27 protein-coding genes are annotated in these 25,358 nt (G+C 66.3%); 5 read left to right on the top strand and 22 right to left on the bottom strand.

The window, feature by feature from the left end:
* Nucleotides 1-34: 34 nt before the first annotated feature.
* The 4 genes from ACFTSA_RS10710 to clpS form a co-directional block, all read right to left on the bottom strand.
* Nucleotides 35-832 (bottom strand): MBL fold metallo-hydrolase, encoded by a 798-nt coding sequence (locus ACFTSA_RS10710; protein ID WP_377951242.1) that lies wholly within the window; start codon nt 830-832, stop codon nt 35-37.
* Entirely contained in the window at nt 829-1,854 is a 1,026-nt protein-coding gene (gene murI / locus ACFTSA_RS10705; RefSeq protein ID WP_377951241.1) for a glutamate racemase, read from the bottom strand. Before murI ends, ACFTSA_RS10710 begins: the two co-directional genes overlap by 4 nt.
* A gap of 143 nt (nt 1,855-1,997) precedes the next feature.
* Nucleotides 1,998-2,564: a DUF2017 domain-containing protein gene (locus ACFTSA_RS10700; protein WP_377951240.1), complete on the bottom strand. Its 567-nt coding sequence runs from the start codon at nt 2,562-2,564 to the stop codon at nt 1,998-2,000.
* Nucleotides 2,557-2,934: an ATP-dependent Clp protease adapter ClpS gene (clpS, locus tag ACFTSA_RS10695; protein ID WP_331574915.1), complete on the bottom strand. Its 378-nt coding sequence runs from the start codon at nt 2,932-2,934 to the stop codon at nt 2,557-2,559. Before clpS ends, ACFTSA_RS10700 begins: the two co-directional genes overlap by 8 nt.
* Nucleotides 2,935-3,148: 214 nt before the next feature.
* Between clpS and ACFTSA_RS10690 the strand changes: the two genes are divergently transcribed.
* Nucleotides 3,149-4,477: a nicotinate phosphoribosyltransferase gene (locus ACFTSA_RS10690; RefSeq protein WP_377951239.1), complete on the top strand. Its 1,329-nt coding sequence runs from the start codon at nt 3,149-3,151 to the stop codon at nt 4,475-4,477.
* 19 nt (nt 4,478-4,496) lie between these two features.
* Nucleotides 4,497-5,132: an isochorismatase family protein gene (locus tag ACFTSA_RS10685; RefSeq protein ID WP_377951237.1), complete on the top strand. Its 636-nt coding sequence runs from the start codon at nt 4,497-4,499 to the stop codon at nt 5,130-5,132.
* Nucleotides 5,133-5,136: 4 nt separating this feature from the next.
* On the opposite strand, the gene ACFTSA_RS10680 is transcribed toward ACFTSA_RS10685, so the two are convergent.
* From ACFTSA_RS10680 to ACFTSA_RS10645, 8 genes are all read right to left on the bottom strand, one after another.
* Nucleotides 5,137-6,915 carry a DEAD/DEAH box helicase gene (locus ACFTSA_RS10680; RefSeq protein ID WP_377951236.1) on the bottom strand — a complete coding sequence of 593 codons (1,779 nt, stop codon included), beginning with the start codon at nt 6,913-6,915 and terminating at the stop codon, nt 5,137-5,139.
* Nucleotides 6,915-7,256: a DUF3039 domain-containing protein gene (locus ACFTSA_RS10675; protein WP_377951235.1), complete on the bottom strand. Its 342-nt coding sequence runs from the start codon at nt 7,254-7,256 to the stop codon at nt 6,915-6,917. Before ACFTSA_RS10675 ends, ACFTSA_RS10680 begins: the two co-directional genes overlap by 1 nt.
* A 50-nt stretch (nt 7,257-7,306) precedes the next feature.
* Nucleotides 7,307-8,089, bottom strand: a complete 783-nt coding sequence (gene nagB, locus ACFTSA_RS10670; RefSeq protein ID WP_377951234.1) for a glucosamine-6-phosphate deaminase — start codon at nt 8,087-8,089, stop codon at nt 7,307-7,309.
* 87 nt (nt 8,090-8,176) lie between these two features.
* Nucleotides 8,177-9,748, bottom strand: a complete 1,572-nt coding sequence (locus tag ACFTSA_RS10665; RefSeq protein WP_377951233.1) for a transporter — start codon at nt 9,746-9,748, stop codon at nt 8,177-8,179.
* Nucleotides 9,730-10,494, bottom strand: a complete 765-nt coding sequence (locus tag ACFTSA_RS10660; RefSeq protein ID WP_377951232.1) for an ABC transporter ATP-binding protein — start codon at nt 10,492-10,494, stop codon at nt 9,730-9,732. Before ACFTSA_RS10660 ends, ACFTSA_RS10665 begins: the two co-directional genes overlap by 19 nt.
* An 85-nt stretch (nt 10,495-10,579) precedes the next feature.
* On the bottom strand, nt 10,580-11,677 hold the full coding sequence (locus tag ACFTSA_RS10655) for an NADH:flavin oxidoreductase/NADH oxidase (RefSeq protein WP_377951231.1): 1,098 nt from the start codon (nt 11,675-11,677) through the stop codon (nt 10,580-10,582).
* Between the two features lie 5 nt (nt 11,678-11,682).
* Nucleotides 11,683-12,675 (bottom strand): co-chaperone YbbN, encoded by a 993-nt coding sequence (locus ACFTSA_RS10650; protein ID WP_377951230.1) that lies wholly within the window; start codon nt 12,673-12,675, stop codon nt 11,683-11,685.
* A 79-nt stretch (nt 12,676-12,754) separates the two neighbouring features.
* On the bottom strand, nt 12,755-14,518 hold the full coding sequence (locus tag ACFTSA_RS10645) for a hypothetical protein (protein ID WP_377951229.1): 1,764 nt from the start codon (nt 14,516-14,518) through the stop codon (nt 12,755-12,757).
* Between the two features lie 326 nt (nt 14,519-14,844).
* Here ACFTSA_RS10645 and ACFTSA_RS10640 point away from each other — a divergent pair, with 326 nt between their 5' ends.
* Nucleotides 14,845-16,035 carry an AI-2E family transporter gene (locus ACFTSA_RS10640; RefSeq protein ID WP_377951348.1) on the top strand — a complete coding sequence of 397 codons (1,191 nt, stop codon included), beginning with the start codon at nt 14,845-14,847 and terminating at the stop codon, nt 16,033-16,035.
* A 20-nt stretch (nt 16,036-16,055) separates the two neighbouring features.
* Here the strand turns inward: ACFTSA_RS10640 and ACFTSA_RS10635 are convergent, their stop codons facing one another.
* Together ACFTSA_RS10635 and ACFTSA_RS10630 are read right to left on the bottom strand one after the other, a co-directional pair.
* Nucleotides 16,056-16,853 carry an alpha/beta hydrolase gene (locus tag ACFTSA_RS10635; protein ID WP_377951228.1) on the bottom strand — a complete coding sequence of 266 codons (798 nt, stop codon included), beginning with the start codon at nt 16,851-16,853 and terminating at the stop codon, nt 16,056-16,058.
* A gap of 69 nt (nt 16,854-16,922) precedes the next feature.
* On the bottom strand, nt 16,923-17,279 hold the full coding sequence (locus ACFTSA_RS10630) for an ATP/GTP-binding protein (RefSeq protein ID WP_354258593.1): 357 nt from the start codon (nt 17,277-17,279) through the stop codon (nt 16,923-16,925).
* 119 nt (nt 17,280-17,398) lie between these two features.
* On the opposite strand from ACFTSA_RS10630, the gene nucS reads away from it, so the two are divergent.
* Both nucS and ACFTSA_RS10620 read left to right on the top strand, forming a co-directional pair.
* Complete coding sequence (gene nucS / locus ACFTSA_RS10625) at nt 17,399-18,094, top strand: endonuclease NucS (protein WP_377951227.1); 696 nt, start codon at nt 17,399-17,401, stop codon at nt 18,092-18,094.
* Nucleotides 18,095-18,389: 295 nt separating this feature from the next.
* A complete protein-coding gene (locus ACFTSA_RS10620; RefSeq protein WP_003804766.1) occupies nt 18,390-18,593 on the top strand; it encodes a cold-shock protein in 204 nt (67 codons plus the stop codon).
* Between the two features lie 124 nt (nt 18,594-18,717).
* Here ACFTSA_RS10620 and ACFTSA_RS10615 read toward each other — a convergent pair whose 3' ends face one another.
* The 8 genes from ACFTSA_RS10615 to atpE all read right to left on the bottom strand — a co-directional run bounded on the left by ACFTSA_RS10615 (nt 18,718) and on the right by atpE (nt 25,317).
* A complete protein-coding gene (locus tag ACFTSA_RS10615; protein ID WP_377951225.1) occupies nt 18,718-19,149 on the bottom strand; it encodes a DUF2550 domain-containing protein in 432 nt (143 codons plus the stop codon).
* A gap of 10 nt (nt 19,150-19,159) precedes the next feature.
* Complete coding sequence (locus ACFTSA_RS10610) at nt 19,160-19,444, bottom strand: F0F1 ATP synthase subunit epsilon (RefSeq protein ID WP_306924356.1); 285 nt, start codon at nt 19,442-19,444, stop codon at nt 19,160-19,162.
* Between the two features lies 1 nt (nt 19,445).
* On the bottom strand, nt 19,446-20,900 hold the full coding sequence (atpD, locus tag ACFTSA_RS10605; RefSeq protein WP_377951224.1) for a F0F1 ATP synthase subunit beta: 1,455 nt from the start codon (nt 20,898-20,900) through the stop codon (nt 19,446-19,448).
* A gap of 72 nt (nt 20,901-20,972) precedes the next feature.
* Nucleotides 20,973-21,863, bottom strand: a complete 891-nt coding sequence (locus ACFTSA_RS10600) for a F0F1 ATP synthase subunit gamma (protein WP_377951223.1) — start codon at nt 21,861-21,863, stop codon at nt 20,973-20,975.
* 76 nt (nt 21,864-21,939) lie between these two features.
* Nucleotides 21,940-23,577, bottom strand: coding sequence for a F0F1 ATP synthase subunit alpha (gene atpA, locus ACFTSA_RS10595; RefSeq protein ID WP_377951347.1), 1,638 nt, complete (start codon nt 23,575-23,577; stop codon nt 21,940-21,942).
* Nucleotides 23,578-23,660: 83 nt separating this feature from the next.
* Nucleotides 23,661-24,488, bottom strand: a complete 828-nt coding sequence (locus ACFTSA_RS10590; RefSeq protein WP_377951222.1) for a F0F1 ATP synthase subunit delta — start codon at nt 24,486-24,488, stop codon at nt 23,661-23,663.
* The gene (locus tag ACFTSA_RS10585; RefSeq protein WP_377951221.1) at nt 24,488-25,045 is read right to left on the bottom strand and encodes a F0F1 ATP synthase subunit B; all 558 of its coding nucleotides are present in this window, start codon (nt 25,043-25,045) and stop codon (nt 24,488-24,490) included. Before ACFTSA_RS10585 ends, ACFTSA_RS10590 begins: the two co-directional genes overlap by 1 nt.
* Before the next feature lie 53 nt (nt 25,046-25,098).
* Nucleotides 25,099-25,317: an ATP synthase F0 subunit C gene (gene atpE / locus ACFTSA_RS10580; protein WP_003804776.1), complete on the bottom strand. Its 219-nt coding sequence runs from the start codon at nt 25,315-25,317 to the stop codon at nt 25,099-25,101.
* Between the last annotated feature and the right edge of the window lie 41 nt (nt 25,318-25,358).

Raw genomic sequence — 25,358 nt, 5'->3', positions numbered from 1 at the left:
TTAGCTTATCGAGGCTGCAGGCCGGAGGTGCACGTCAGACGGTGTAGTGCACGCCCGCCACGGCCACGGCCACGTCACCGGCAAAGGCGGGGCGCGCCTCGGCCATAACCTTGGTCTGCGATGTCCACACCGGAATGTGGGTGAGGAGCAGGCGGCGGGCACCGGCGGCCGTGGCTGCCTCGGCGGCCCGTTTGCCGGTCAGGTGGACGTCCTTGATGCCGTCGTCACGGCCTTCCTCGAAGGCTGCTTCGCAAAGGAAGAGGTCGGCGTCCTTGGCCGCTTCCTCCAGCCCGCGGCACGAATCGGTGTCACCTGAATAGGTCAGCACGCGGGTCGCGGCATTTCCAGCGGCACCCGGCTCGGTCACCTCCACGCGCAAGGCGTAGGCCTCCTCCACCGGGTGGTTCACGGCGAACGGCGTCACAGTGAAAGGACCGACAGTGACGGACTGGCGCTCGGTCCAGTTGGTGAAGTCGAATTCCTCATGCATCCCGGGATCGAGGTCCAGGCCGTAGGCAGTGGCCATCCTGTCGGCGGTGGCGGCCGGGCCCCAGACGGGGATCCTCCCCCGGTCCCAGCCGCCCGGCTTCCAGCGCACCGCCACATGCAGACCGCAGAGATCCATGCAGTGGTCCGGGTGCAGGTGCGTGAGGAAAATCGCGTCGATGTCCTCCAGGTCGGTGTACCGCTGGATGGCGCCCAGCGCCCCGCTGCCGAGGTCCATGACCACCTTCCACACCCGTTCGCCGTCGTTGGCCGTCAGTAGGTAGCAGGAGGCGGGCGATCCGGGGCCGGGAAATGAGCCGGTGCAGCCGACGATGGTGAGCTTCACAGGAAGGACCCCCGGGGGGCTGCGCCGCTGCCGGCGGCCTGCTCGACGAAGTTGGAGATGCGCGGCCGGGCGGCCGCGTTCCGCGCGGCGGCGATCATTTCAGGGGTGATCCGGGCCAGACTGCCCGTGGGGTACTGCGCGGCAACGTGGTCCACGTGCTTGACGCTGAGCACCTCCGGGCCGAGGAACCTGCGGGCCAGGGCCTCGAACTGGCCGGGATCGCCGGTGGCGATGAAGCTGTGCTCGGGCCGTGCCGGGTCCGTCCGTTCGAGGCCGTTGCTGGCAAGCGCCCGGTACACGTCCTTGGCGGTTTCCTCGGCGCTCGAGACCAGGGTGACGTCCTCGCCCATGACGTAGGAGATCACGCCGGTCAGCAGCGGGTAGTGCGTGCAGCCCAGCACCACGGTGTCCACGCCCGCAGCCTTCAGCGGTTCCAGGTATTCGCGGGCGACGTCCAGCAGTTCCGGTCCGGTGGTGATGCCGGCCTCCACATAGGGCACGAATGCCGGGCAGGCCACAGAGGTGATCTCCAGGTCAGGCGCCGCGGCGAACGTGTCCTCGTAGGCCCGGGACCCCACCGTGGCGGAGGTGCCGATCACGCCCACCCGCCCGGTGCGGGTGGCAGCGACGGCGCGGCGCACAGCGGGCTGGATCACTTCGATGACGGGGATGCCGTAACGGGCCGTGTAGCGCTCACGGGCGTCACGGAGCACAGCGGCCGACGCCGAGTTGCAGGCGATGGTGAGCAGCTTGACGCCGGAATCCACGAGTTCGTCCATGACACCGAGGGCGTTGGCGCGCACCTCCGCGATGGGCAGCGGCCCGTACGGGCCGTGGGCGGTGTCGCCGACGTAGAGGATGGATTCGTTGGGCAGCTGGTCGATGATCGACCGTGCCACCGTGAGGCCGCCGACCCCGGAGTCGAAGATGCCGATCGGCAGCGATCCCACATTTACGCCGTCGGCCGTTGCGGACTCCGCTGCAGCTCCCGCTGCCGGATCCATGCTCGATGCTGAAGTCATGATTATTTGAGGATAGGTCTTCCCGTGAGGTGCGGCCATCACTTGTGGCGAGCGACTCATGTCGAATTTGTCACATTCGGCGGCCGAAACGCCCGCAGCCGAAACCGGTCAGGCCGAAGGAACCGGCCGGCGCCGGAAACCCCTCAGGCCCGCGTGTCCAGTGACTGCAGCATCGCCTGCACCAGCGACTCCTGCAGCCACGTGGTGAAGTTGTAGACCAGCGCGAGGTAGCTTTCCACGTCCTCGGCCTGGGACCAGTCCTGCATCTGGTGGACGTGGTCGGCGTCCGCTTCGTCCCGGATGTCGAGGCGCTCGGCGAGCACCAGCCGCACGTCGTTGAGCGCGGTGGACCAGTGCCGGGCATCGGACGGGGTCAGGACGAGCTCGTCCTTGTCCAGGCCCAGCGCGGCGGCGCGCAGCGCGCCGATCTTGCTTTCCCGCAGCGAGCGTTCGGTGAGCTGGCGGAACTCAAGCGAGGCCTCGGCGTCGTCCTTCACGGCGTTGGGCAGTAGCCGCCGGAGGGCACGGTCGGACGGTTCCCGGACCTCCATGTCCAGCCCGATCAGCGCGGCGAGCGGATCCTCGGAGCCGCGGTCGGCCGGTTCCAGCATGGAGATAACGTCGGCGAAGAGGCTGCGCAGCAGTTCCCGCTCGGCCGGCTCCAGGAAACCGGTAATGCCCTTGAGTCCGTATTTGAAAGCCTTAGCCACGTTTTCCCTTGCCCTTGCCCGGGCCGCTTTTGCCGCCCCCGCTGTCTCCGCCGGTGGCCTTCTCCACGGTGGCCCACAGGCCGAACCCGTGCATCGCGACCGCGTGCTGCTCCACCTGTTCCTTGCTGCCGTGGGCAACGATGGACCGGCCCTTCCTGTGGACCTCGAGCATCAGCTTGTTGGCCTTGGTTTCCGAGTAGCCGAAATAGCTTTGGAAAACGTAGCTGACGTAGCTCATCAGATTGACGGGGTCATTCCAGATGACAAGGTTCCAAGGGACGTCCGGGGCGGTCAGGGCATCGGTGGATACCGCCGTTCCGGTCTGGGTGCTCTCCTGGGTGTCAGGGCCGAGCGCAACGCTTAAGGTCATCTGTCCATTCTATGGCGATGCTCGGCCCACACCGGCGAGGGCCCCGCGGCGAAGCGGAGCGAGACGTGGGAGCCGGTGGGTGGGCCCACACCGGCGAGGGCCCCGCGGCGAAGCGAAGCGAGACGTGGGAGCCGGTGGGTGGGCCCACACCGGCGAGGGCCCCGCGGCGAAGCGAAGCGAGACGTGGGAGCCGGTGGGGACTAGAGTGATTTTTGTGAGTAACTCCGCCGGCTGGGAGCAGCCCCGCACATCCCTGTTCACCGACCATTACGAGCTGACCATGCTGCAGGGGGCCCTCCATTCCGGCGCCGCGCACCGCAAGGCCGTGTTCGAGGCGTTCGCGCGCAGGCTCCCGGACGGCCGCCGTTATGGGGTCGTGGGCGGCACGGGCAGGCTGCTGGAAGGCATCATGGCGTTCCGGTTCGGCGAGGCGGAGCTCGAATTCCTGGCGCGCACCGGCGTCGTTAACAAGGAGACTATCGACTACCTGGCCGATTTCCGGTTCACCGGCGATGTCTGGGGTTATGCCGAGGGTGAGGCGTACTTCCCCAACTCCCCCATCCTGATCGTCGAATCAACGTTTGCCGAGGCGTGCATCCTGGAGACGTACGTCCTGTCCGTCCTCAACCACGACAGCGCCATCGCCTCGGCGGCATCGCGGATGGTCATGGCCGCCGGCCAGCGGCCCTGCATCGAGATGGGCTCCCGGCGGACGCAGGAGGAATCAGCCACGGCTGCCGCCCGCGCCGCCGTCATCGCCGGCTTCGACAGCACTTCAAACCTCGAGGCCGGGCTGCGGTACGGCCTCAAGACGGTGGGCACCGCCGCCCACTCCTTCACGCTCCTGCATGACACCGAGCGGGACGCCTTTGAGGCGCAGGTCGCCTCCCTGGGGGCCGGCACCTCGCTGCTCGTGGACACGTACGACGTCGAAACCGCCGTCCGTACGGCCGTGGACATCGCCGGGGACAAGTTGGGCGCCGTGCGGCTGGACTCCGGCGACCTGGTGGAGCAGGCGCAGTGGGTCCGGCAGCTGCTGGATGAACTGGGCAACGAGCACACCCGGATTACTGTGACCTCGGACCTGGACGAATATGCGATTGCGGCACTGCAGTCCGCCCCCGTTGACTCGTACGGGGTGGGCACCTCCCTGGTGACCGGCTCCGGAGCGCCCACCGCCAGCATGGTCTACAAGCTGGTCAGCCGGACCAACGACGCCGGAGAATTCGTCGCCGTCGCCAAGACCGCCAAGAACAAGGCCAGCAAGGGCGGACGGAAGTACGCCCTCCGCAGGCTCAACGACAACGGCACGGCCACCCAGGAGCTCATCGGCGTGGGCCACCGGCCCGCGGATGACGGCAACGACCGTACTCTCCTGCAGCAGTTCATCAAGAACGGCGAACTCCTGCCGGGCTGGACCGGCCACGAAGGCGTCCTGCGGGCCCGGCAGCGCCACGCTGACTCGCTGGCCGAACTCCCGGCAGTGGTCCACCGCCTGCACCGCGGCGAGCCGGCCATCCCGACGCTCTATGAGGACAACTGAAGAGAACTGAGGAGAACTGATGGCACGGGCACTCATCATCGTCGACGTCCAGAACGATTTCTGCGAGGGCGGCGCGCTGCCGGTGGAGGGCGGAGCTGCAGTGGCCGGGGCCATCAGCGAGTACGTCGAGAACCACCACGGCCAGTTCGACCACATCGTGGCCACTCAGGACTGGCACGTCGATCCCGGCGCCCATTTCTCGGAGGCCCCGGATTTCAAGGACACCTGGCCGCCGCACTGCGTGGCCGGCACGCAGGGCGCCGAGCTGCATCCGGAGCTGGACACCGAGCACATCCAGGCGTACTTCCACAAGGGCCTCTACACCGCTGCCTACTCCGGGTTCGAGGGCCTGCTGGCACCGGAGGACGCCGTCCCTACCGGCGAGCGGCAGCCGGGTACCCTGCCCGGGGCGGCCGACCCCGGCTACACTCCGGAGGAAGACGCGATCGGCCTCGATGACTGGCTGCAGAGCCACGACGTGGAGGACGTCGTGGTGGTGGGCCTCGCCACCGACCACTGCGTCATGGCCACATCACTGGATGCGGTCCAGGCCGGCTACTCCGTCACCGTGATCAAGCGGCTGACGGCGGGCATCGCCGATGACCTCGACGACACCTTCGCCGAAATGGAACTGGGCGGCGTGGACCTCGAGTAGGTCCTTACTTCCTGCCGATGAACCAGTCCTGGAGCTTCTTCAGCCTGGACTGGAGCTGCTCCTCGTTCGCCTGTGCCACCGGCGGGCCGCCGCAGACGGTCCGCAGCTTCGTGTGCACTACGCCGTGCGGGGTGCCCGTCCGCGCAGACCAGGCCGCCACGTTCTTTGCCAGCTCGTTCCGCAGGTCCATCAGCATCCGGTGGTCAGGTATTGCCGGTCCGGCGGGCTCGGCTGCCGGACCCTGGCGCTTCTTCCTGCCCTGCTGCTCGTGCTGGCGCTGGCGCAGCAGAACGCCCACCTGCTCGGCGTCCAGCAGGCCAGGAATGCCGAGGAAGTCGAGTTCGTCCTCGGAGCCGATATCGCCTCCGGTGCCGAATTCGCCGCCGTCGAACAGCACGCGATCGAAGGACGCCTGCGAGTCCAGTGCTTCGAATTTGCCCTTGGTCAGGCTGTCCGAGGCCTTTTCCTCGCGGTTCGCCTCGTCCATCAGCGATTCTTCGAGGTCCATCAGGCCGTCAGGGTCGTCGTTCTGCGGCCGGTCGAGGGCGTGGTCGCGTTCGGCTTCCATGCTGTTGGCGAGCGCCATCAGCTGGGGAACGGACGGCAGGAAGACCGAGGCCGTCTCGCCACGCTTCCGGGAACGCACAAAGCGCCCCACTGCCTGGGCGAAGAACAAGGGGGTGGAGGTCGAGGTGGCGTAGACGCCCACCGACAGGCGCGGCACGTCCACGCCTTCGGACACCATGCGCACGGCGACCATCCAGCGCTTGTCGCCCGCGCTGAACTCCTCGATCTTGTTTGAGGCCTTGGCATCATCGGACAGAATCACCGTCGGCGATTCGCCCGTGATCTTCTTGAGCTGGCCGGCGTATGCCCTGGCGTCCTCGTGGTCGGTGGCGATCACCAGGCCGCCGGCGTCGGGAACGGTGCGGCGGACCTCGCTGAGCCGTTTGTCGGCTTGTGCCAGAACGGCGGGAATCCATTCCCCCGCCGGGTTCAGGGCGGTGCGCCACGCCTGTGACGTGATGTCTTTGGTGACGGCCGCCTCGCCGAGGGAGGCGGCCATCTCGTCGCCGGCACTGGTGCGCCAGCGCATCTGCCCCGAGTACGCCATGAAGATGACCGGACGAACCACGTGGTCACGCAGCGCGTTGCCGTAGCCGTAGGTGTAGTCCGACTTGGAGCGCCGGATGCCCTCGCGGTCCTCGGTGTACTCCACGAACGGAATGGGCGAGGTGTCCGACCGGAACGGGGTGCCGGTCAGGGACAGCCGCCGGGCCGCGGGGTCGAACGCCTCACGGAGACCGTCACCCCAGGACAGCGCCTCACCGCCGTGGTGGATTTCGTCAAGGATCACCAGGGTGCGGGCGGCCTCGGTCTTGGCCCGGTGCAGCATGGGCTTGCTGGCCACCTGCGCGTAGGTCACGGCCACGCCGATGAACCCGCGGCCGTGCTGGCCGTCCGAATTCTTGAAGTTCGGGTCAATGGCGATGCCGACGCGCGCGGCAGCGTCGGCCCACTGCCGCTTCAGGTGGTCGGTGGGTGCGACGATGGTCACGCGGTTCACCGTGCCGGCCTCGATCAGCATCGAGGCCACCCTGAGTGCAAAGGTGGTCTTGCCGGCGCCGGGGGTGGCCACGGCCATGAAATCGCGCGGAGCCTTGCTGAAGTAAAGATCCAGGGCTTCCTGCTGCCAGGCACGGAGCTTCGGGGCGGTTCCCCAGGCTGCACGTTCCGGGTAAGCCGGGGGCAGGGTGGGTCCGCCGAAGAGTGTCTCCGTCACTATTTGCTGTTGCCTGAGTCTCCGCCGGACCCGCTGCCGCCGTCGTTGCCCGGGCGGAGGCCGTCATAGACCTCTTTGCACATCGGGCAGACCGGGAACTTCTGCGGATCCCGGCCGGGCGTCCAGACCTTGCCGCACAGCGCAATGACCGGTTCGCCCGTCATGGCGGACTCCATGATCTTTTCCTTGCGCACGTAGTGTGAAAAGCGCTCACGGTCGCCGGGCTCCACTTCCTGGCGCAGTTCCTCGCGCTCAATGGTTGCGGTGGACGATCCGGCGCCGGAAAGCTCACGCATGGGGTCGTTGTCGAGAGGATCCGTCATGCTACTCATGGCATCCATCTTAGCCGTTCCGAAGGTGCGGCCGCGGGAGGACCGGGCGCAGGTTCCGGTCACAGACCCTGCCACGCCGGTTTGTGGTCGTAGGTGTGGCGGTAGTAGTCGGCGAGCTTCAGTGAAGATGCCGCGGCCTCATCCACCACGATCGAGGCGTGCGGGTGCAACTGCAGGACCGAGGCAGGGCAGATCGCCGCGAGGGGTCCCTCCACCAGGTCGTGGACGGCCTGCGCCTTCTGGGCCCCCGTGGCCAGCAGGATGGCGTGCCTCGATTCGAGGATGGTGCCCAGCCCCTGGGTCACCACGTGGTGCGGAACCTCGTCAAGGCTGCGGAAGAAGCGGGCGTTGTCACGCCGGGTCTGCTCGATGAGCGACTTGATCCGGGTACGGGATGCCAGGGACGAGCCCGGCTCGTTGAAGCCGATGTGCCCGTCGGTGCCGAGTCCCAGCAGCTGAACGTCGATCCCGCCTCGCTCCCTGATCCGGCCCTCGTAGGCCCGGCATGCCGCCGGAATGTCCGCGGCGCTGCCGTCCGGTCCAAAGACGTTCCCTGGGTCGATGTTGACCCTGTTCGCGAAGTCGCGCCGGATGACCTCCCGGTAGGACTCGGGGTGGCCGGGTTCCAGCCCGACGTACTCGTCCAGGGTGAATCCATAGGCACGGCTGAAGTCCAGGCCGGCCTGCTCGTGGCGCCGGGCGAGTTCGTCGTAGACCGGCAGCGGCGAGGAGCCCGTGGCCAGCCCCAGCACGGCGTCGGGCTTGCCCCGCAGCAGGCTTTCCACCGCATCCGCCACGAGGGCGGCAATCTGCCTGGCGCCCGGAAGTATGACGACCTCCATGTTCGGCCTTTCTCTCAGCTGTCCTGCCAGTCAACCACGGCGGGCAGATACTTTCAGCGGTTGCATGCTTTCAGCGGTTGCGCGCTCTCAGCGATTGACCGTGACCTGGGCCAGGAGCTCCGGGCCGCGGGCATCGAGCCAGCGCCCACCCACCCGGACCCCAACTATGAACAGCGCCGCGCCCAGGACGGGGCCCAGAGCCAGGTTGATCCACCCAAACAGCGGTTCACCGGTGAGCACCTGGGCGAGGACCAGCCCGGCCTCCGGGAGGACCAGGACCAGGAGGACACCCATCCCGCCAAACTGGACGGCGAGGGTCTGCCCCACATTTCCCGGCGGCTTCTTGAACGGGCTGTCGCCGGGCAGCGGCACGGCAATGGTGTAGCGGGCGGACACCACGGACGACAGGCCCAGCCCGGTCAGCAGCACACCCACGGATATCCCCAGGAGGGAGGGCCACCACGCCCAGTCCCCGGTGATGAAGAACGGCACGGTGGCCAGGATCAGCACCGCCGGCAGGGCGAACGCCAGGCAGGCCAGCGCCCGCCCCAGCCGGTCATGGACTCCACGCACGCCGGCGGCGACGTGCAGGGCAAACGCGGTGTTGTCATAGGAGACATCCCCCGAGATGGACCACGCCAGCAGGAACGCCGTGAGCGGGCCGGTGATCATCAGCACGCCGTAGTCATTGGTCTGGCTCCCCTGGAAAGCCAGCACCACGGGCAGCAGCGGAATGACCACCAGCGAGCCTGAATACCGGGGATCACGGAACCAATAGGTCAGGGCCCGCGCCGTGACGGCACCGGCCGGCGTCGCGGGCAGGAGGGCGAACAGCCCCAGGCGCCCGCCCTTCCGGCGGCTGCTTCCGCTGTAGGGCGGCGTGACCAGGGCACGTTCCAGCAGCAGCTTCCAGCACCAGGTAAGACCTGCCAGCGTGGCCACGGCAATGAGCAGTTTGAGCGCAGCCGGGCCGGTGTGTCCGGTTTCAAGGTCGCCGCCCAACGACCAGGCCGCCCCCAGCGGCGTCCAGGAAATCCTGCCGGCCAGGTCGGACAGGAAGGCCCCGGAACCCGCCATGCCCTGGAAGATGCCTGCCGTGATGGGGCCCAGGAGGACCAGGGGAACCATGAAGGCGATGCCGCTGACGTCCTTGAACCGGCGTGAGGCCGCGAGGCTGGACGTCGCGGTGGTGACCACGCGGCAGAACACCACGCAGGTAAGCACGCCCAGGACGGCGCCCGCCAGTGCGCCCGCAGCGGGCAGCACACCGCGGGACCAGGTGACCACGGTGCCCAGGGCGACCAGCAAGGTGGCCAGCCCCGGAATGCCGATGAGGCCGCCGAGGGCCAGGCCGGCCAGCAGCTGCGGCATGGGCACGGCCGACGTCGTAAATCGCGCGGGGTCCAGCGTCATGTCGACGGCCGAGGCAATGACCGGCACAATTCCCCAACCGAGCAGCGCCGCAGAGCCGGCAAGCACCACCACGGTCTGGGCAAGCCCCGGATCCTCCTGCCGGAGCAGGACGAGCAGCACCACGCACATGCCGACGAAGAAGAGCGCGTACAGGGCGCCGAAGGCCAGCCCCACGAGCTGCCAAGGGCTGCGCCGCAGGCCGTTCCGCAGCAGCGTGAGCTTCAGCTTCAGGAGGTGCGCAACCATTCGAGCCCCTCCGTCTGGCTCCGGCCGCCCACGAGCTGCACGAACCGTTCCTCCAGAGTGGCTCCGGCGCGCACCTGGTCAATCGTTCCGGCGGCCAGGATCCGCCCGCCGGCAATCACTGCCACGTGGTCGCACATCCGCTGCACGAGGTCCATGACGTGGCTGGACACGATTACGGTGCCGCCCGAGGCCACGTACCTGTCCAGGATGTCCCTGATGTTGGCCGCGGAGATGGGATCCACGGATTCGAAGGGCTCATCCAGCACGAGGACCTTCGGCGCATGGATCAGTGCTGAGGCCAGCGCGATCTTCTTGGTCATGCCGGCGGAGTAATCCACCACCAGGGTGCCCGCGTCCTGGCTGAGGTCCAAAGCCGCGAGCAACTCCCCCACCCGGGCAGCCACCACGTCCCTGCCCATGCCCCGGAGCAGCCCGGCGTACGTGACCAGCTGCTCACCGCTGAGCCGGTCAAAGAGCCGCACCCCGTCGGGCAGGATGCCCATCAGCTTCTTGGCTTCCAGCGGCTGCGCCCAGACGTCCACGCCGTGGACCACCGCCGTTCCAAAGTCCGGGCGGAGGAGGCCCGTGGCCATGGACAGCGTGGTGGTCTTGCCGGCGCCGTTGGGCCCGACAATTCCGAAGAACGAACCCGCGGGAACGTCGAGGCTGATGCCGTCCACCGCGATCTTGGTGCCGAAGCGCTTGGCAAGCCCCCTGATCGAGAGGGCTGTTAAGGGATTGCTCATGCACTCACCCTAGCCGCGCCTTGCGGCCAGCGGGATCCTCCGGAAGGAGTAGAAAAATCAGAACATCCAGCCGTAGAAACTACGCCTAAAAAGCACGCCGCGGCACGGCCCGTTCATACTGCGGGGCCCACCGCAGGTCATGGCCGAGTTCAAAGGCGGCCCGGAGCCACCAGTGCGGATCCCGCAGTGCCGCCCGGGCGATGAAGACGCCGTCTGCCTGTCCGGTGGCCACCACATGCTCCGCCTGGTCCGGGGACGTCAGCAGCCCCACAGTGCCGGTGGCGACTCCCGTTTCGCGGCGGATCCGGGCCGCGAATTCGGTCTGGTAGCCCGGTCCGGGCTGGATCTTCTGGTGCGCGACGGCACCGCCGCTGGACACGTCGACGAGGTCAACGCCCCGCTCGGCGGCCTGCGCGGCCAGGCTGACCGAGTCCTCGACGCTGATGCCGCCCTCTGCCCAGTCGGTGGCCGAAATGCGAAGCAGCAGAGGCATGGAGTCGGGGATGACATTGCGGACAGCGTCGACGACGGCCAGGGTCAGCCGGTTCCGCCCCTCCGCGTTGCCGCCCCAGGAGTCGGTGCGGTCATTGATCAGGGGGCTCTGGAACTCGTGGAGGAGGTATCCGTGGGCACCGTGCAGTTCGATGGTGTCGAAGCCGGTCTCCACGGCACGGGCCGCTGCGGCGGCGAAATCGTTGATGACGCGCTGGATGTCGTCCTCGGTCATGGCAGCAGGCGGCGTGTAGCCGTCGAAGGCCTGGGCGCCCGGCCCCACTGTCTCCCAGCCGCCGTCGGATGCCGGGACTGATCCGGTCCGGCCTGAAAATGGCCAGTACGTGGACGCTTTGCGTCCGGCATGGGCGAGCTGGGCACCGATCTTTGTGTCGGCCACGCCGTGGCGGTGCACGAAGCGGACGATCCGCTCCCAGGCCTGCGCCTGCTCGTCGTTGTACAGCCCCGCGTCGCGCGGGCTGATGCGCCCTTCGGCGTTGACCGCGGCAGCCTCGGTCAGGATGAGGGCGGCGCCCCCGGCGGCGAACGATCCGAGGTGCATGAGGTGCCAGTCGTTGGGCACACCGGGGGCCTCGTCGGGTTCGCAGCTGTACTGGCACATCGGCGAAACCCAGCCACGGTGCTGCAGCTCCAGGGAACGCAGCACCAGGGGCCGGAACAGCGCGGGCACCGCCACTAGAACAGCACCCGTGCCAGCGCCTGGCGGGCCTTGCCCACGCGTTCGTCCGTGGTGCCGACTACTTCGAACAGCTCGAGCAGCCGCACCCGCGCGGACTCGCGTTCCGGCCCGAAGTTCCTGCCGATGAACGCGACCACGCGGTTCAGGGCATCCTCCACGTGGCCGCCGGCGATGTCGAGGTCCGCCACGCCCAGCTGGGCCGAGAGGTTGTCAGGCTCATCCGCCGCGAGCTGGCGCAGGGCCTCACCTTCGGGTCCGGAAAGGCTCTGCAGGCGTTCCATGAGTTCCACCTGTGCCAGGCCGGCCTTGGCCTCCGCGTCCGCCGGCATCTCGGCGAGCGCCTGCCGGTAGGCAGCCGCCGCTGCGGCGTAGTCGCCCTCTTCAATGGCGTCGAAAGCCTTCTGGTGAAGCGGCGGCAGAGGGGCCGGGCCGGGTTCTTCAAGCGTGCCCGCGCCGCCTCCGACGTTGCCGGTCACCCCGTTGGCAGCGGCAACGGTCAGAAGTTCGTCCAGCAGGGGGCGGATTTGCTGTTCGTCCGCGCCGCCCTGGAAGAGCGGAACCGGCTGGCCCTTGATCACGGCGACGGCGGTAGGGACGGCCTGCACCTGGAAGGCCTGGGCCAGCTGAGGGAACGCTTCGACGTCCGCAGCGGCGAGGACCAGCCTGCCGCCGTAGCTCTGGATGTTCCGGTCAAGCGCGTCCAGCACGCCGGACGATTCTGGCGAATAGGCGGCCCAGAGGATGAACACCACGGGCACCTGGGCGGACAGCTCGATCAGGCTCTGGAAGTTTGCCTCGGTGACGTCCACCCTGAGGGCAGGTCCGCCGTCGTTCTGCTGGGCCGGCGGGGACTGTGCGTCGCCGGCCGCGGGGCCACCGGTGGGCGCCGGCGGTGCCGGCCGCTGCTTGAGGGAGGAGAGGTCGACGGCGCCGCGAAGGTTAAGCTGGCTCGCGGCCGAAGGGACTGGGCGGGAAGCTGGCGAACTCATAGCTCCCACTCTAGCCACAAGAGCGGCCGCGGTAAGTACCGCGGCCGCTCGAGTGCGGCAGGTTGAGAGAAACTTTCCCCTACTTGAAGCTGGCGCCAACCAGTCCACGGGTGGCAGCCACAAGCTTCATGGGATCCTTCGAGTCGGCCGGCGGCACGTACACGGCCACGGACTCGGCGAACTTCAGCACCATGCCGGTGGTGGTCTCCTTGCCGCCGGCGAGGACGGCCGCATCGTTGCCAATGGACAGCTTGTCGCCTTCGGCCTTGGGCGTGCCGTCGAAGTTGAAGGTCAGGCGGCCAAGGACCAGGGCCCCGCCGTCCTCCGTCCGGAATACCACAGTGCTCTCCGGAGAGACCTTGTGGGTGAACGCGAACTTGCCGTCGACGCCGTCCTTCACGATGTCAGCCTGGTAGGACAGCGTGTCCGCGATGTACGGGGATGACTCGCCTTCCACCAGCTTGCTCTTGAACGTGGAGTTGGACTTGGTCAGCCGGTCGGCCAGTCCTGCGAGCGCTTCCTGCCCGCTGTAGAGCAGGCCGGACTTGTCGCCTGCGGCAAGCGTTTCCGTGCCGCCGCGCGCGATCGCCGGGAAGGTGGTGCCGGGCTGCAGCGGCGACGTGCCCACGAGCTTGTAGTTCTCCCGCGGGGAATTCTGCACGAGCGTGAGCAGCTGCGGCACAACGTTGCCCTCGCCCTGCGTGACGGCGAGGACGGAGCGCGGCCATTCGCGCTTGTCCGTGACCACCGTCGTCAGCAGCTTCGTGGAGCGCACGGGCATGCGGGCGTCATAGGAGGCCACGCGCGACCTGATCTTGTAGTTCTGGGTGCGGACCTCAAGCTCCGTCCCGGCAACGCGGGAGGCCAGCTTCTTGGCGTCCTTCGCGGCGTCGCCGGCGTCGGTGGCACTGGCCACCTGCTCCAGGATGCGGCGGAACTGGGCATCCAGGACCACCGGTGTTCCGCCGGCGGCGGGCGATGCACTGGCCGTGGACGTCGACGCCGGGGCGGACGAAGTGCTGGCCTGCGCGGCGGCCGCGGTGCCGGCGAGGACGGCGGCGGTGGTGGCCGCGACCACCACGCTGAGCCGTGCCGAGGAGGACCGTTCACCGGCCTTGGCTGCCGCCTTGGCACGGGCGCGCCGCGCGAACAGGCTGCCCTGTTTGTCGGCACCCTTGGCAGCGGGCCCGCTGCCTGGGGATCCACCGTCGGAGGACCCGCCGTCGCGGGGCGCTCCGCTCTTGGGCTTGAGGACCAGCAGCGCTCCGCCGGCCAGGATCAGGAGACCGCCGAGGACCGTGAGCGGCACGGCCCACGGCATGGAGGTGTCGTTGGGGAACGTCATGGAAATGGACGACGGCGCGGGCTTCTTTCCGTCCGCCGCGAGCAGCAGGGACCAGTCGCCATCGGCCGGGGCGGACCACGTGTAGTCCAGTTCGCCGCTGGCGTTCTCGGTGCTGACCCAGAGATCGGAGCCGGCCGGCGACGGCGCGCTGGCCTCGCCGTCTGTGTGCTTCACCTGCAGCGACTTCTTGTCGTCCGAGACTCCGGTGACCGTGTTGTGGGCGGTCTTGCCCACCCAGGCATCGACGTCATCCGGGCGTCCTGCCGCGAGCAGGAAGCTGCCTTCGCCCTTCACCTTGATGGTGACCGTTCCACCGTCGACGGTGCGCAGCTTCTGGTCGATAACGGTCAGGGGCGCGGCTTCGCCGGCGGAAGCCGTTGCCGTCACGGTCTCGGCGGGAGCCCAGAAGGTCTTCTGCCCGATGCCGGCCAGCAGTGTCAGGAGGCCGAGCAGCACAAGTGCAACTGCAGTCTTGAAACGCAAAGGAATACCTATCATCAGCGGGGGTTTATCTCAATAGTAACCGTTTTGTTACCAATAGGCCGGATCGGGGGGTTCGGGGTTCCGGCTGCCACTCCGGCGAAACGCCGCCCGCCCGGCTATTCACAAGGCTGCTGATAGTGTTTGCGATGATCATCACACCCGGCCCGCAGCCGCGGCGCCACGTACGGTAAAGGCATCAAAAAGCAGTGACTGAACACACGGATCCGTCTAAGCGCGGCCCCGAAGATCTGCCCGACGCCGACTCCGCGCAGAGCCTGCACGCGCCCCGGGAAACTGCAGCACAGGACACTTCCCCGAAGACCAAGGGCCGTCCGGCTGCCCTGGGCGCCGTATTGAGGCGTCTGCGCCAGCCAATTCCCGGTGCGCAGCCCAGGCTCAGGTTTGAGTTCCCGCCGGAGCATCCGGACAACCTTGAGGCCGAAGATGCCGGCGAGACTGGGGACACCGCACGGTTCGGTTCCCCCGGCCCCCGCATCTCGGCCCAGCACCCGCTGTACCTGGGGTTCATGGGCACCGTGGGCGTGGGCCTGGCCCTGCTGGTCTACTGGATCGGGTCCCACACCACCCAGCTCCTGCTCTGGATCGTGGCCGCCCTGTTCATCGCCCTGGGCCTGGACCCGGTAGTCCGCTGGCTGGAGGGCCGCAAGATCCCCCGGCCCGCCGGCATCCTCGTGTCGGTATCCGTGCTGATGCTCGCCGTCGTGGGGTTCTTTGCAACCCTCATCCCCACGATCGTGGAGCAGGTGACCGAGCTCGTGCAGCAGGCCCCGGTCTGGGTGCGCGACTTCATCAACTCGGATTTCTTCCGGACCGTGGACAACCAGTTCGGCGTCCGCGACCGGATCACCGAGGAACTGGACAAGTTCGTCAAGAACCCGGAGGCCATGAGCGGCATCTTCGGCGGCGTCGTCGGCTTCGGCTCGACGGTGGCCAACGGCCTGTTCGGCACACTGATCGTGCTGGTGCTCAGCCTGTACTTCCTGGCCGCCCTGCCTGCGATGAAGAAATGGGGCTACCGGCTGGCACCGCGGTCCCGGCGGGCGAGGGTCGAAGCGCTGTCCGAGGAGATCAGCCGCTCCGTGGGCAACTATGTCATCGGCCAGGCCGTGGTCGCCCTGCTGAACGCCACCTTCGCCTTCATCGTGATGTCGATCATCGGCGTGCCGTTCGCAGTGCTGCTGACGTTCATCGTGGCGCTGCTGGCCTTCATTCCGCTGGTCGGCGGGCTGATCGCCGGCGTGGTGGTCATCCTGATCACCCTGACGCTGGGTTGGCAGTCCGCCCTGGCCTACGCCATCTGCTACTTCGCCTACCTGCAGTTCGAGGCCTACTTCATCTCACCGCGCATCATGCAGAAGGCCGTGGCGGTGCCCGGCGCCGTCGCCGTCATCTCCGTCATTGCCGGCGGCAGCCTGCTCGGCGTCCTGGGCGCACTGATTGCCATCCCGACGGCGGCTGCAACCCTGCTGCTGATCAAGGAGATCTACATCGTCCGCCAGGACAAGCATTAGGCGCAGTCCAGCACCTTCCGTCAGACGGCGGTGGCCACCGGCCCATTCCACTCCTGCGGGAGGCCCGCGGCTCCTGAGCCGTCGCGCGTAACGTCGTCCACGATTTCGTTCAGCACCCGGGCGGCCTGCTTCTCCCCCACCCAAAGGTGCTTGGCGCCGTCGACCCCCACCACCCTGGCCTGTGGCACGAGGCCGAACCGCGCCTCCGCGGCGGCGGGCCGGAGATAGTCGTCGTGCTCGGGCACCAGGACGGTCAGCGGCTTGCCGGCCTCCGCCCACAGCTTGAGGTGCTCGTCGGTGGCGCGGTGCAGCGGCGGGGACAGCAGCACCGCGCCCTCCACCTGGGATGCCACCGGCTCCACGGCGCCGTACATCAGGGCGAGCTCGGTGCCGAAGGACCAGCCCACGAGCCAGCGGTTGGGCAGCCCCCGCTCGACCGCGAAACGCACCGCCGCCTCGACGTCGTACCGCTCGCCGATGCCCTCCTCGAACGTCCCGTCGCTGGTTCCGCGCGGCGAGGACGTGCCCCGGGTGTTGAAGCGCAGCACGGCGACGCCTGCCAGCGCAGGCAGCCGGTAGGAGGCCTTGCGGTACACGTGCGAATCCATGAACCCGCCGTGCGTGGGCAGCGGGTGGAGGGTGATCAGCGTGGCGGTGACCGGACCCGATTCCGGCAGGGCCAGTTCGCCCACAAGTGTGTGGCCGTCCTCGGTGCGGATTTCGATGTTTTCGCGCCGGGCGGGGAGCACCGTGGAGGCACGGATCGCGGTGGCTGCTGATGGCTGGCTGAAAACGTACGACGCCGGGTCAAAAGTCATGCGAACCAGCTTATCTTCCGGCCGGGTTGCTCCGGACCCGGGCCCCCTGGCGTTACTGGTCACCTTGGGCTACCGGTAGCGGAAGTTGCGCGACGTCCAACAGTTGGTGTGCCAGTGGCGCCGCTCGGCAAGTCCCGCGGCAGCTCCGAACAGGTGATCGTCGGCCCAGACCACAAGGTGGGCGATTCCGGGCAGCACGGCCGTGGAGCAGCCCGGGCAGATGTACGTCTTTTCGGCATTGCGGGCCGTCATGGTCCGCACCATCCAGTCGCCGTCCGGCGCGCTTTCCCGGCGGGCGATCCCTGCGCGGGCCCGCTCCAGGTCAAGTTCCGGTGCGGGACCGGTGCCGTGCTTTCCGCCGCCCGGGGCGTTCCCGGCCGCACCGCGCCCGGTCTTGGGTCGGCGGGGACGGTTGGAGCGGGGCATGACTCCATTCTGCCTCAGCCGGCGCCCCCGCCCCGCCCAGCATGACACCGTGCTAAGGGACGGCCTCTGCAGGGAAGGCACGGCAGGAAAGGCACAGCGGAGAAGGTATGGTGTAGGGCGTGCGTCTCGTCATAGCCCGTTGCTCCGTTGATTATGTTGGCCGGCTCAAAGCCCATCTCCCCCTCGCCACCCGGCTCCTACTGGTGAAGGCCGACGGTTCCGTGCTGGTGCACTCCGACGGCGGCTCCTACAAGCCGCTGAACTGGATGAGCCCGCCCGCCGTCCTCCGCGTCACCTCCCCGGAGGAGGCCGACGTCGAGGTGGGCGTCGTCGAACAGTGGACGGTGCAGTCGGCCAAGACGGACGACAGGCTGATCATCAACATTCATGAGCAGATCCACGACAGCTCCCACGAGCTGGGCCAGGACCCCGGTCTGATCAAGGACGGCGTCGAGGCCGACCTGCAGCGGCTCCTCGCCGACCAGATTGAGACCCTGGGCGAGGGATTCTCGCTGATCCGGCGGGAGTACTTCACAGCCATCGGACCCGTGGACATCCTGGCCCGCGATGCCGACGGCGCCACCGTGGCCATCGAGCTGAAGCGCCGCGGGGACATCGACGGCGTGGAGCAGCTGACGCGGTACCTTGAGCTCCTCAACCGCGATCCGCTGCTGGCGCCGGTGCGGGGCATCTTTGCCGCGCAGCAGATCAAACCGCAGGCCAGGGTGCTCGCCACCGACCGTGGCATTGACTGCGTGACCCTTGATTACGACGCGATGCGGGGCGTCGACGATATCGAATCCCGGCTTTTCTGACCGCCCTTCCGGCCGGCACAGCGGTAGCCGAGGGGTGATCAGGCGTTTACTCGGGATTTGCCCAAAATTTGTCGGAATTCCCGTTTTGCCCGTTGACCAGACGGTTTGCCCATGAAATTCTTGTATCAGTCTTTGTGTAGGTGTTTTTCATGCTCGCAAGACATGTTGCGAGCGCGAAGCTCCTGCAACGCAATTCCGGTTATCGGAGGTGCAGGCCAGGATTCTTCTCGCGGAGTAACCCAAGACCAGTACGAGGTGTGCTGGCCTTAAGCAGTTCCATACTGAGGAGAAATAAATGGCACAGGGAACCGTCAAGTGGTTCAACGCTGAAAAGGGCTTCGGCTTCATCACCCCGGACGACTCCGATGGCGATGTCTTCGTTCACTACTCCGAGATCCAGACCGGCGGCTTCAAGACCCTCGACGAGAACCAGCGCGTTCAGTTCGAAATCGGCCAGGGCGCCAAGGGCCCCCAGGCCACGGGCGTAACCGTCGTCTGATTAGTCTCAAAACAAATGATCCTCGGCATTCGTGCCGGGGATCATTTTTTGTGTCACTAATATTTTCAGATCTTGAAACATTCACGGGTAGGCGCGGGATTGCCGCCTGGCGGGGCCCTAAACCTCAGCGCCAGGTGCCCACTCCGATGACCGGCCCGGCCTCAAGCCAGGAGGACAAACCGGTGTAGGCATCGAACTTCATGGCCAGGAAGACGTCCTCGCCCTCGTAGCGAAGCTCCACGATCACGACGTCGGGCTGCACCTTGACCAGCTCCGCCTCCGTGGGCTGGCGACGGCCCAGCAGCTCAAGCGAGCTCCGCTTGAAGCGGTGGCGTGGCCGGACGCTCAGCGACAGGAGTTTGAACCACTCAAGCTCATTGTCCTGATAACGACAAACCCCCATCCGCCAGCTCTTTCCAGCCGTACGAATGGAGGCGTCCACCGTGCCCAGGGCGCGCCGCAGGTTGAAGCGGCGCACCCCAAACAGGCACAGCGTAAAAATCAGCACCGCAAACACGGTTGCTATGGCGATGAACGGAAAGTAAGTAACGTCCATCAGGGTTGTGCTATCGGATCCCCGCAGTGGCCGCGTCACCCAGCTGGGCGTTGTCAGCAACAATTACCACCCGATTGTTGTCGACGGAGAAGAACCCGCCGTCAACGTCTACGGCAATGCGGTCGCCGGAGACCGGCTCGATCGCCAGCTGACCCTCGGCCAAAATCGCCAGCACGGGCGAGTGGCCGGGCAGGATTCCGATTTCACCATCGCTGGTGCGGGCCTTGACCATCTTGGCCGCCCCGGACCACACGAAGTGGTCCGCTGCGACAATCTCAACCTCAAGCTCAGCCATATTACTTGGTCTGTTCCTGAATCTTGGCCCACTGGCGCTCGACGTCGTCCAGGCCGCCGACGTTGAAGAACGCCTGCTCTGCAACGTGGTCAAGTTCACCGTCGCAGATGGCCGCGAAGCCTTCAACGGTGTCCTTGATGGAAACGGTGGAGCCCTCAACGCCGGTGAACTGCTTGGCGGTGTAGGTGTTCTGGGAGAGGAACTGCTGGATGCGGCGCGCACGCGACACGACGATCTTGTCCTCTTCAGAAAGTTCGTCAACACCGAGGATGGCGATGATGTCCTGGAGTTCCTTGTTCTTCTGCAGGATCTGCTTCACACGGACAGCCGTGTTGTAGTGGTCCTTGCCGATGTACTGCGGGTCCAGGATTCGGGACGTGGACGTCAGCGGGTCCACGGCCGGGTACAGGCCACGGGAGGCGATTTCACGGGAAAGTTCCGTGGTCGCATCCAGGTGCGCGAAGGTGGTGGCCGGTGCCGGGTCGGTGTAGTCATCTGCGGGGACGTAGATGGCCTGCATCGAGGTGATGGAGTGGCCCTTGGTGGACGTGATGCGCTCCTGCAGGAGGCCCATCTCGTCGGCCAGGTTCGGCTGGTAACCCACGGCGGAAGGCATGCGGCCCAGCAGCGTGGAAACCTCGGAACCTGCCTGCGTGAAACGGAAGATGTTGTCGATGAAGAGCAGCACGTCCTGGTTTTGGACATCGCGGAAGTACTCCGCCATGGTCAGGGCGGTCAGGGCCACCCGCAGACGCGTTCCCGGCGGCTCATCCATCTGGCCGAACACAAGGGCGGTGTCCTTAAGAACGCCTGCCTCTTCCATTTCAACCCAGAGGTCGTTGCCTTCACGGGTACGCTCACCAACACCGGCGAACACGGAAGTACCACCGAAGTTGCGGGCAACACGGGTGATCATTTCCTGGATCAGCACGGTCTTGCCCACGCCGGCGCCGCCGAACAGGCCGATCTTTCCACCCTTGATGTACGGGGTGAGGAGGTCGATGACCTTGATGCCCGTTTCGAGCATCTCGGTGGAACCCTCGAGGGACGCGAAGGACGGGGCCTTGCGGTGGATCGGCCAGTAGTCCGAAGCCTGAATCTCGGACTCGTCGACGTCCAGCGGCTTGCCGAGGACGTTGAAGATGTGGCCCTTGACGCCGTCGCCAACGGGCACGGTGATCGGGGAACCGCTGTCCACCACGGACGTGCCGCGGACCAGGCCGTCGGTTGCCTGCAGGGAAATAGCGCGGACGAGGTTGTCACCCAGGTGCTGGGAGGTCTCGAACGTGATGGTCTTGGTCTCACCGTTGAGAGTGATCTCGGTGGTGAGTGCGTTGTAAATCGAGGGGATTGCGTCAGCCGGGAATTCGACGTCGACAACCGGGCCAATGACACGTGCGATACGGCCGGTGGCACCGGCCGTTGCTGCTACGTGTTCGGTAGCGGTGGCAGTCATCTCTCTCACTTCACTCGTAGATGGCGTGGGGTTAAGTTTATCTTTTGTTGCAGGGGTCCGGGACCGGTCCGGCTACGACGCGAGCGCGTCGGCGCCGGCCACGATTTCGGAAAGCTCCTGCGTAATCTCTGCCTGGCGCGCGGTGTTGCGCAGACGCGTGTACTTCTTGATGAGGTCCGTGGCGTTGTCACCGGCGGATTTCATCGCCCGCTGGCGTGCAGCAAGCTCGGAAGCCGCTGCCTGCAGCATGGCCGCGAAGATACGGGATTCGATGTAGCGCGGCAGCAGCGCGTTGAGCACCTGTTCCGGCTCCGGTTCGAATTCGTAAAGCGGCAGAAGTTCCGACTCGGAGACTGCCTGCTCTTCCACAACTTCGAGGGGAAGAAGGCGGATGACGGTTGGCTCCTGCGTCACCATGGACTTGAAGCGGGTGTACACAACGTGGATCTCGTCCACGCCGCCCTCTTCGAAATCAATGGCGAAGTCCTCGAGGAGTGCCGCGCCGATTTCCTGCGCCGTGGCGAACTCAGGGGCATCCGTGTTGCCGGTCCAGACTCGCCCGTAGGGACGATTCCGGAAATCGAAGTAAGCCTGCGCCTTGCGTCCCACGAGGTACGTCTTGACTTCCTTGCCTTCGGCGCGGAGCAGTTCGTTCAGGCCTTCGGCCTGCTTGAGCACGCTGGCGGAGTAGGAACCTGCAAGGCCGCGGTCTGAGGTGATAACCAGAACGGCGGCCCGGCGGATCTGCTCCGGCTCGGTGGTCAAGGGGTGGTCGATTTCGCTTTGGCTTGCAACGGCGGAAACGGCGCGCGTGATCGCGTTCGCGTAAGGCAGTGAAGCTGCTACCCGGGCACGGGCCTTGCCAATGCGCGATGTAGCGATCAGTTCCATCGCCTTGAAGATCTTGCGCATCGACGTCGTCGAGCTGATCTTCTGGCGGTAGACCCGGATCTGGGCTCCCATACTTATCCTTTCCTAAGATCCCGGTGGCCGGGACTGCCGGACCCCCGAAGGGCTCCGGCAGTCCCTGCCAGCGAAACTAGCGCTTCTGCCTGACGATTTTTTCCTGGTCGACCTGACCCTCGGAGATAGCTTCATGCTCCTCGTGGCCGGCGCCTACCAGCTTGTCGTCCCCCTCGCCGAAGAAACCCTTCTTGAAGTCCACAATGGCGGTCTTCAGCGCTTCGACGGTGTCGTCGTCCAGGACGTTGGTCTGAGCCAGCGTCGTGAGGATCGAGGACTTGTGCTTGAGGTGCTCCAGGAATTCGGACTCGAAGCGGCTGATGTCCTCAACCGGGACGTCGTCCAGGTAGCCCTGGGTACCGGCCCAGATGGACACGACCTGGTTCTCGACCGGGAACGGCGAGTACTGGCCCTGCTTGAGCAGTTCCATCAGGCGGGCACCGCGGGTCAGCTGCTGGCGGGATGCGGCATCGAGATCCGATGCGAACATCGCGAACGCCTGCATGTCGCGGTACTGGGCGAGGTCCAGCTTCAAGGTACCGGAGACCTTCTTCATGGACTTGACCTGGGCGGCACCGCCAACGCGGGACACCGAGACACCAACGTCAACAGCGGGACGCTGGTTGGCGTTGAAGAGGTCCGACTGCAGGAAGATCTGGCCATCGGTAATGGAGATCACGTTGGTCGGGATGTAGGCGGAAACGTCGTTTGCCTTGGTTTCGATGAGCGGCAGGCCGGTCATCGAGCCTGCACCGAGCTCGTCGGAGAGCTTGGCACAACGCTCCAGCAGGCGGGAGTGCAGGTAGAAGACGTCGCCCGGGTAGGCTTCGCGTCCCGGCGGGCGGCGGAGCAGCAGCGACACGGCGCGGTAGGCTTCGGCCTGCTTGGACAGGTCATCGAACACGATCAGGACGTGCTTGCCGCCGTACATCCAGTGCTGGCCGATGGCCGAGCCGGCGTAGGGAGCGAGGTACTTGAAGCCGGCCGGGTCGGAGGCCGGGGAGGCGACGATCGTGGTGTACTCGAGCGCGCCGTTGTCCTCCAGAGTCTGGCGGATAGCGGCAATCGTCGAAGCCTTCTGGCCGATCGCGACGTAAACGCAGCGGACCTGCTTCGTCACATCACCGGAAGCCCAGTTGTCCTTCTGGTTGATGATCGTGTCGATGGCAATGGCGGACTTGCCCGTCTGGCGGTCACCAATGATCAGCTGGCGCTGGCCGCGGCCGATCGGAATCATGGCGTCGATGGCCTTCAGGCCGGTCTGCATCGGCTCGTGCACAGACTTACGCTGGGTAACGCCCGGTGCCTGGAGTTCCAGGGCACGGGTGGTCTCGGCCTTGATCTCGCCGAGGTCGTCGATGGGAACACCCAGGGGGTCCACAACGCGGCCGAGGAAGGCGTCGCCGACCGGCACGGACAGAACCTGTCCGGTGCGGTGGACTTCCTGGCCTTCTTCGATGCCAGTGAAGTCACCGAGTACGATGACACCGATCTCGCGCACGTCGAGGTTCTGGGCGAGGCCCAGCGTGCCGTCTTCGAAGCGAAGCAGCTCGTTCGCCATGACCGAGGGAAGGCCCTCAACACGGGCGATGCCGTCACTTGCGGTGGTCACACGGCCGACCTCTACGCGCTCTGCGTTTCCGGGTTCGTAGGACGCCGCGAATTCGTTCAACGCATTACGGACGTCGTCGGCGTTGATGGTCAATTCGGCCATCTGCAGTCCCTGCTCTCCTGTATTCGTGATCATCGTTGCTCACGATGACCGGGGTTTCTATCAGTTGTGTTGTGCTTGTCCGGCTAGCCGGCCAGCTGGCGCTGAAGCTCGTTCAGGCGGGTGAGGACCGAAGCGTCGAGCACTTCGTCCCCCACCTGAACCCGGATGCCGCCGATCAGCATGGGATCAACCTTGACGTTGACCTTCAGTTCGCGCCCGTAGAGGGAGTTCAATCCCGCCTGCAGACGGCCTGCCTGGGTCTCCGTCAGGGGACGAGTAACGCTGACCGTCGCAATCCAGCGCTGCTGGCGCTTGGCGGCGAGCTCGGCGAAACGGCTGACGAGCCTGGTTGCCTTGATGCCACGGGGCTGGGCCACTGCCTGTCCGATGAGGACCTTGGCTTCCTCACTTGCGGAAGGAACCAGCCTTTCGGCCAGGGCGATCTTGGCGGCGGCGCTGGCCTGCGGTTCAGACAGGGCACGCTGCACCTCGTGGCTGGCAGCCACAGCCTGGTTGAAGGAGAACAGATCGTTCTCGAGTTCTTCCAGGCCAGTGATACCGGAGGCAGAAACGGCCGACTTGTTCTCAGCAACGGCGATGACCACCGTTGCGGCAAGCGTCTCGAGTGCATCGCCGATGTCCCGCGCCGATGCCCAGCGTGAGCTGGCCAGACCGGCAGCGATGTCCACAGCTTCGGCGGAAGCTTTTCCGCTGAAGAGCTGCTTGATCAACGCCGACTTTTCCTCACCGCTGCGGGAGGGGTCAGTCAGGGCGCGGCGCAAGCCAGCCGAACTGTCCACCGTGCCCAGGATCCCGAAAAGTTCCTTTGCCAACTGCAGCGATGCAAACGGAAGCTTTGGCTCCAGCTCGGTCAGCGCCTTGGTCAGCGATTCGCTCGATACACCTGCCATTACTTAGCTACACCTGCGTTCTGGGTCTCCAGATCGGCCAGGAAGCGGTCAACAACGCGTGCTGCGCGTGCGTCGTCCTCGAGGCTTTCCCCAACGATGCGGCCCGCAAGCGTGGTGGCGAGGGTGCCCACCTCCGAACGCAGCGACACAACTGCCGCCTGGCGCTCGGATTCGATCTGCACGTGTGCCTGAGCGGTGATGCGTGCAGACTCAGCTGCCGCCTTCTCCTTCAGTTCCGCCAGGATCTGGGCACCTTCGGCGCGTGCTTCCTCGCGGATCCGGTTGGCCTCGGCACGGGCATCAGTGAGCTGCTGCTTGTACTCTTCGAGTGCGGCAGAAGCCTCAGCCTGGGCCTTCTCAGCCTTGGCGATGCCGCCCTCGATGGCCTCGGCACGCTCTGCGAACGTCTTCTCGAACATCGGGACAACGAACTTGACCACGATGAAAAAGAGGACAGCAAAGCCGGCGAGGACGACGCCCATTTCCCAAACATTGGGAACGAGCGGGTTAGCCGCCGCGGCGCCTTCAGTGGCGGCTGAGATGATCAGCTGATTCATGTTTCACCCGTCCTTATCTACTCGGTTCTGAATGTTCGCTAGGTTCTGAAGGTTTACTTGAGAACGAAAGCGAAGACCAGGCCCAGGATGGCGAGGGCTTCAGTCAGCGCAAGGCCGAGGAATGCGATCGGCTGCAGGACGCGCTGGGCTTCCGGCTGACGAGCCACGCCGTTGATGTAGGCAGCGAACACGAGTCCCACACCGATACCACCGCCGATGGCCGAGAGGCCGTAGCCGATGAGGTTGAGGGAGCCGTTGATGGAGCCTTCCATTTTTCTTCCTTTCAAGATGCCATGTATATGGCAGGTTGTTT

The sequence above is a fragment of the Arthrobacter sp. NPDC057013 genome (genome assembly GCF_042674585.1).
Lineage (GTDB): Bacteria > Actinomycetota > Actinomycetes > Actinomycetales > Micrococcaceae > Arthrobacter.
The sequence above is the reverse complement of the archived record's forward strand: the minus strand, read 5'-3'. Positions and strand labels throughout refer to the sequence as shown.

Excerpts from the sequence above, each read along its gene's own strand:
- murI (WP_377951241.1), bottom strand. The coding sequence starts at position 1,854 with ATGACTTCAGCATCGAGCATGGATCCGGCAGCGGGAGCTGCAGCGGAG.
- clpS (WP_331574915.1), bottom strand. The coding sequence starts at position 2,934 with ATGACCTTAAGCGTTGCGCTCGGCCCTGACACCCAGGAGAGCACCCAG.
- ACFTSA_RS10685 (WP_377951237.1), top strand. The coding sequence starts at position 4,497 with ATGGCACGGGCACTCATCATCGTCGACGTCCAGAACGATTTCTGCGAG.
- ACFTSA_RS10675 (WP_377951235.1), bottom strand. The coding sequence starts at position 7,256 with ATGGATGCCATGAGTAGCATGACGGATCCTCTCGACAACGACCCCATG.
- nagB (WP_377951234.1), bottom strand. The coding sequence starts at position 8,089 with ATGGAGGTCGTCATACTTCCGGGCGCCAGGCAGATTGCCGCCCTCGTG.
- ACFTSA_RS10665 (WP_377951233.1), bottom strand. The coding sequence starts at position 9,748 with ATGGTTGCGCACCTCCTGAAGCTGAAGCTCACGCTGCTGCGGAACGGC.
- ACFTSA_RS10660 (WP_377951232.1), bottom strand. The coding sequence starts at position 10,494 with ATGAGCAATCCCTTAACAGCCCTCTCGATCAGGGGGCTTGCCAAGCGC.
- ACFTSA_RS10650 (WP_377951230.1), bottom strand. The coding sequence starts at position 12,675 with ATGAGTTCGCCAGCTTCCCGCCCAGTCCCTTCGGCCGCGAGCCAGCTT.
- ACFTSA_RS10645 (WP_377951229.1), bottom strand. The coding sequence starts at position 14,518 with ATGATAGGTATTCCTTTGCGTTTCAAGACTGCAGTTGCACTTGTGCTG.
- ACFTSA_RS10635 (WP_377951228.1), bottom strand. The coding sequence starts at position 16,853 with ATGACTTTTGACCCGGCGTCGTACGTTTTCAGCCAGCCATCAGCAGCC.
- ACFTSA_RS10630 (WP_354258593.1), bottom strand. The coding sequence starts at position 17,279 with ATGCCCCGCTCCAACCGTCCCCGCCGACCCAAGACCGGGCGCGGTGCG.
- ACFTSA_RS10620 (WP_003804766.1), top strand. The coding sequence starts at position 18,390 with ATGGCACAGGGAACCGTCAAGTGGTTCAACGCTGAAAAGGGCTTCGGC.
- ACFTSA_RS10615 (WP_377951225.1), bottom strand. The coding sequence starts at position 19,149 with ATGGACGTTACTTACTTTCCGTTCATCGCCATAGCAACCGTGTTTGCG.
- ACFTSA_RS10610 (WP_306924356.1), bottom strand. The coding sequence starts at position 19,444 with ATGGCTGAGCTTGAGGTTGAGATTGTCGCAGCGGACCACTTCGTGTGG.
- atpD (WP_377951224.1), bottom strand. The coding sequence starts at position 20,900 with ATGACTGCCACCGCTACCGAACACGTAGCAGCAACGGCCGGTGCCACC.
- ACFTSA_RS10600 (WP_377951223.1), bottom strand. The coding sequence starts at position 21,863 with ATGGGAGCCCAGATCCGGGTCTACCGCCAGAAGATCAGCTCGACGACG.
- atpA (WP_377951347.1), bottom strand. The coding sequence starts at position 23,577 with ATGGCCGAATTGACCATCAACGCCGACGACGTCCGTAATGCGTTGAAC.
- ACFTSA_RS10590 (WP_377951222.1), bottom strand. The coding sequence starts at position 24,488 with ATGGCAGGTGTATCGAGCGAATCGCTGACCAAGGCGCTGACCGAGCTG.
- ACFTSA_RS10585 (WP_377951221.1), bottom strand. The coding sequence starts at position 25,045 with ATGAATCAGCTGATCATCTCAGCCGCCACTGAAGGCGCCGCGGCGGCT.
- atpE (WP_003804776.1), bottom strand. The coding sequence starts at position 25,317 with ATGGAAGGCTCCATCAACGGCTCCCTCAACCTCATCGGCTACGGCCTC.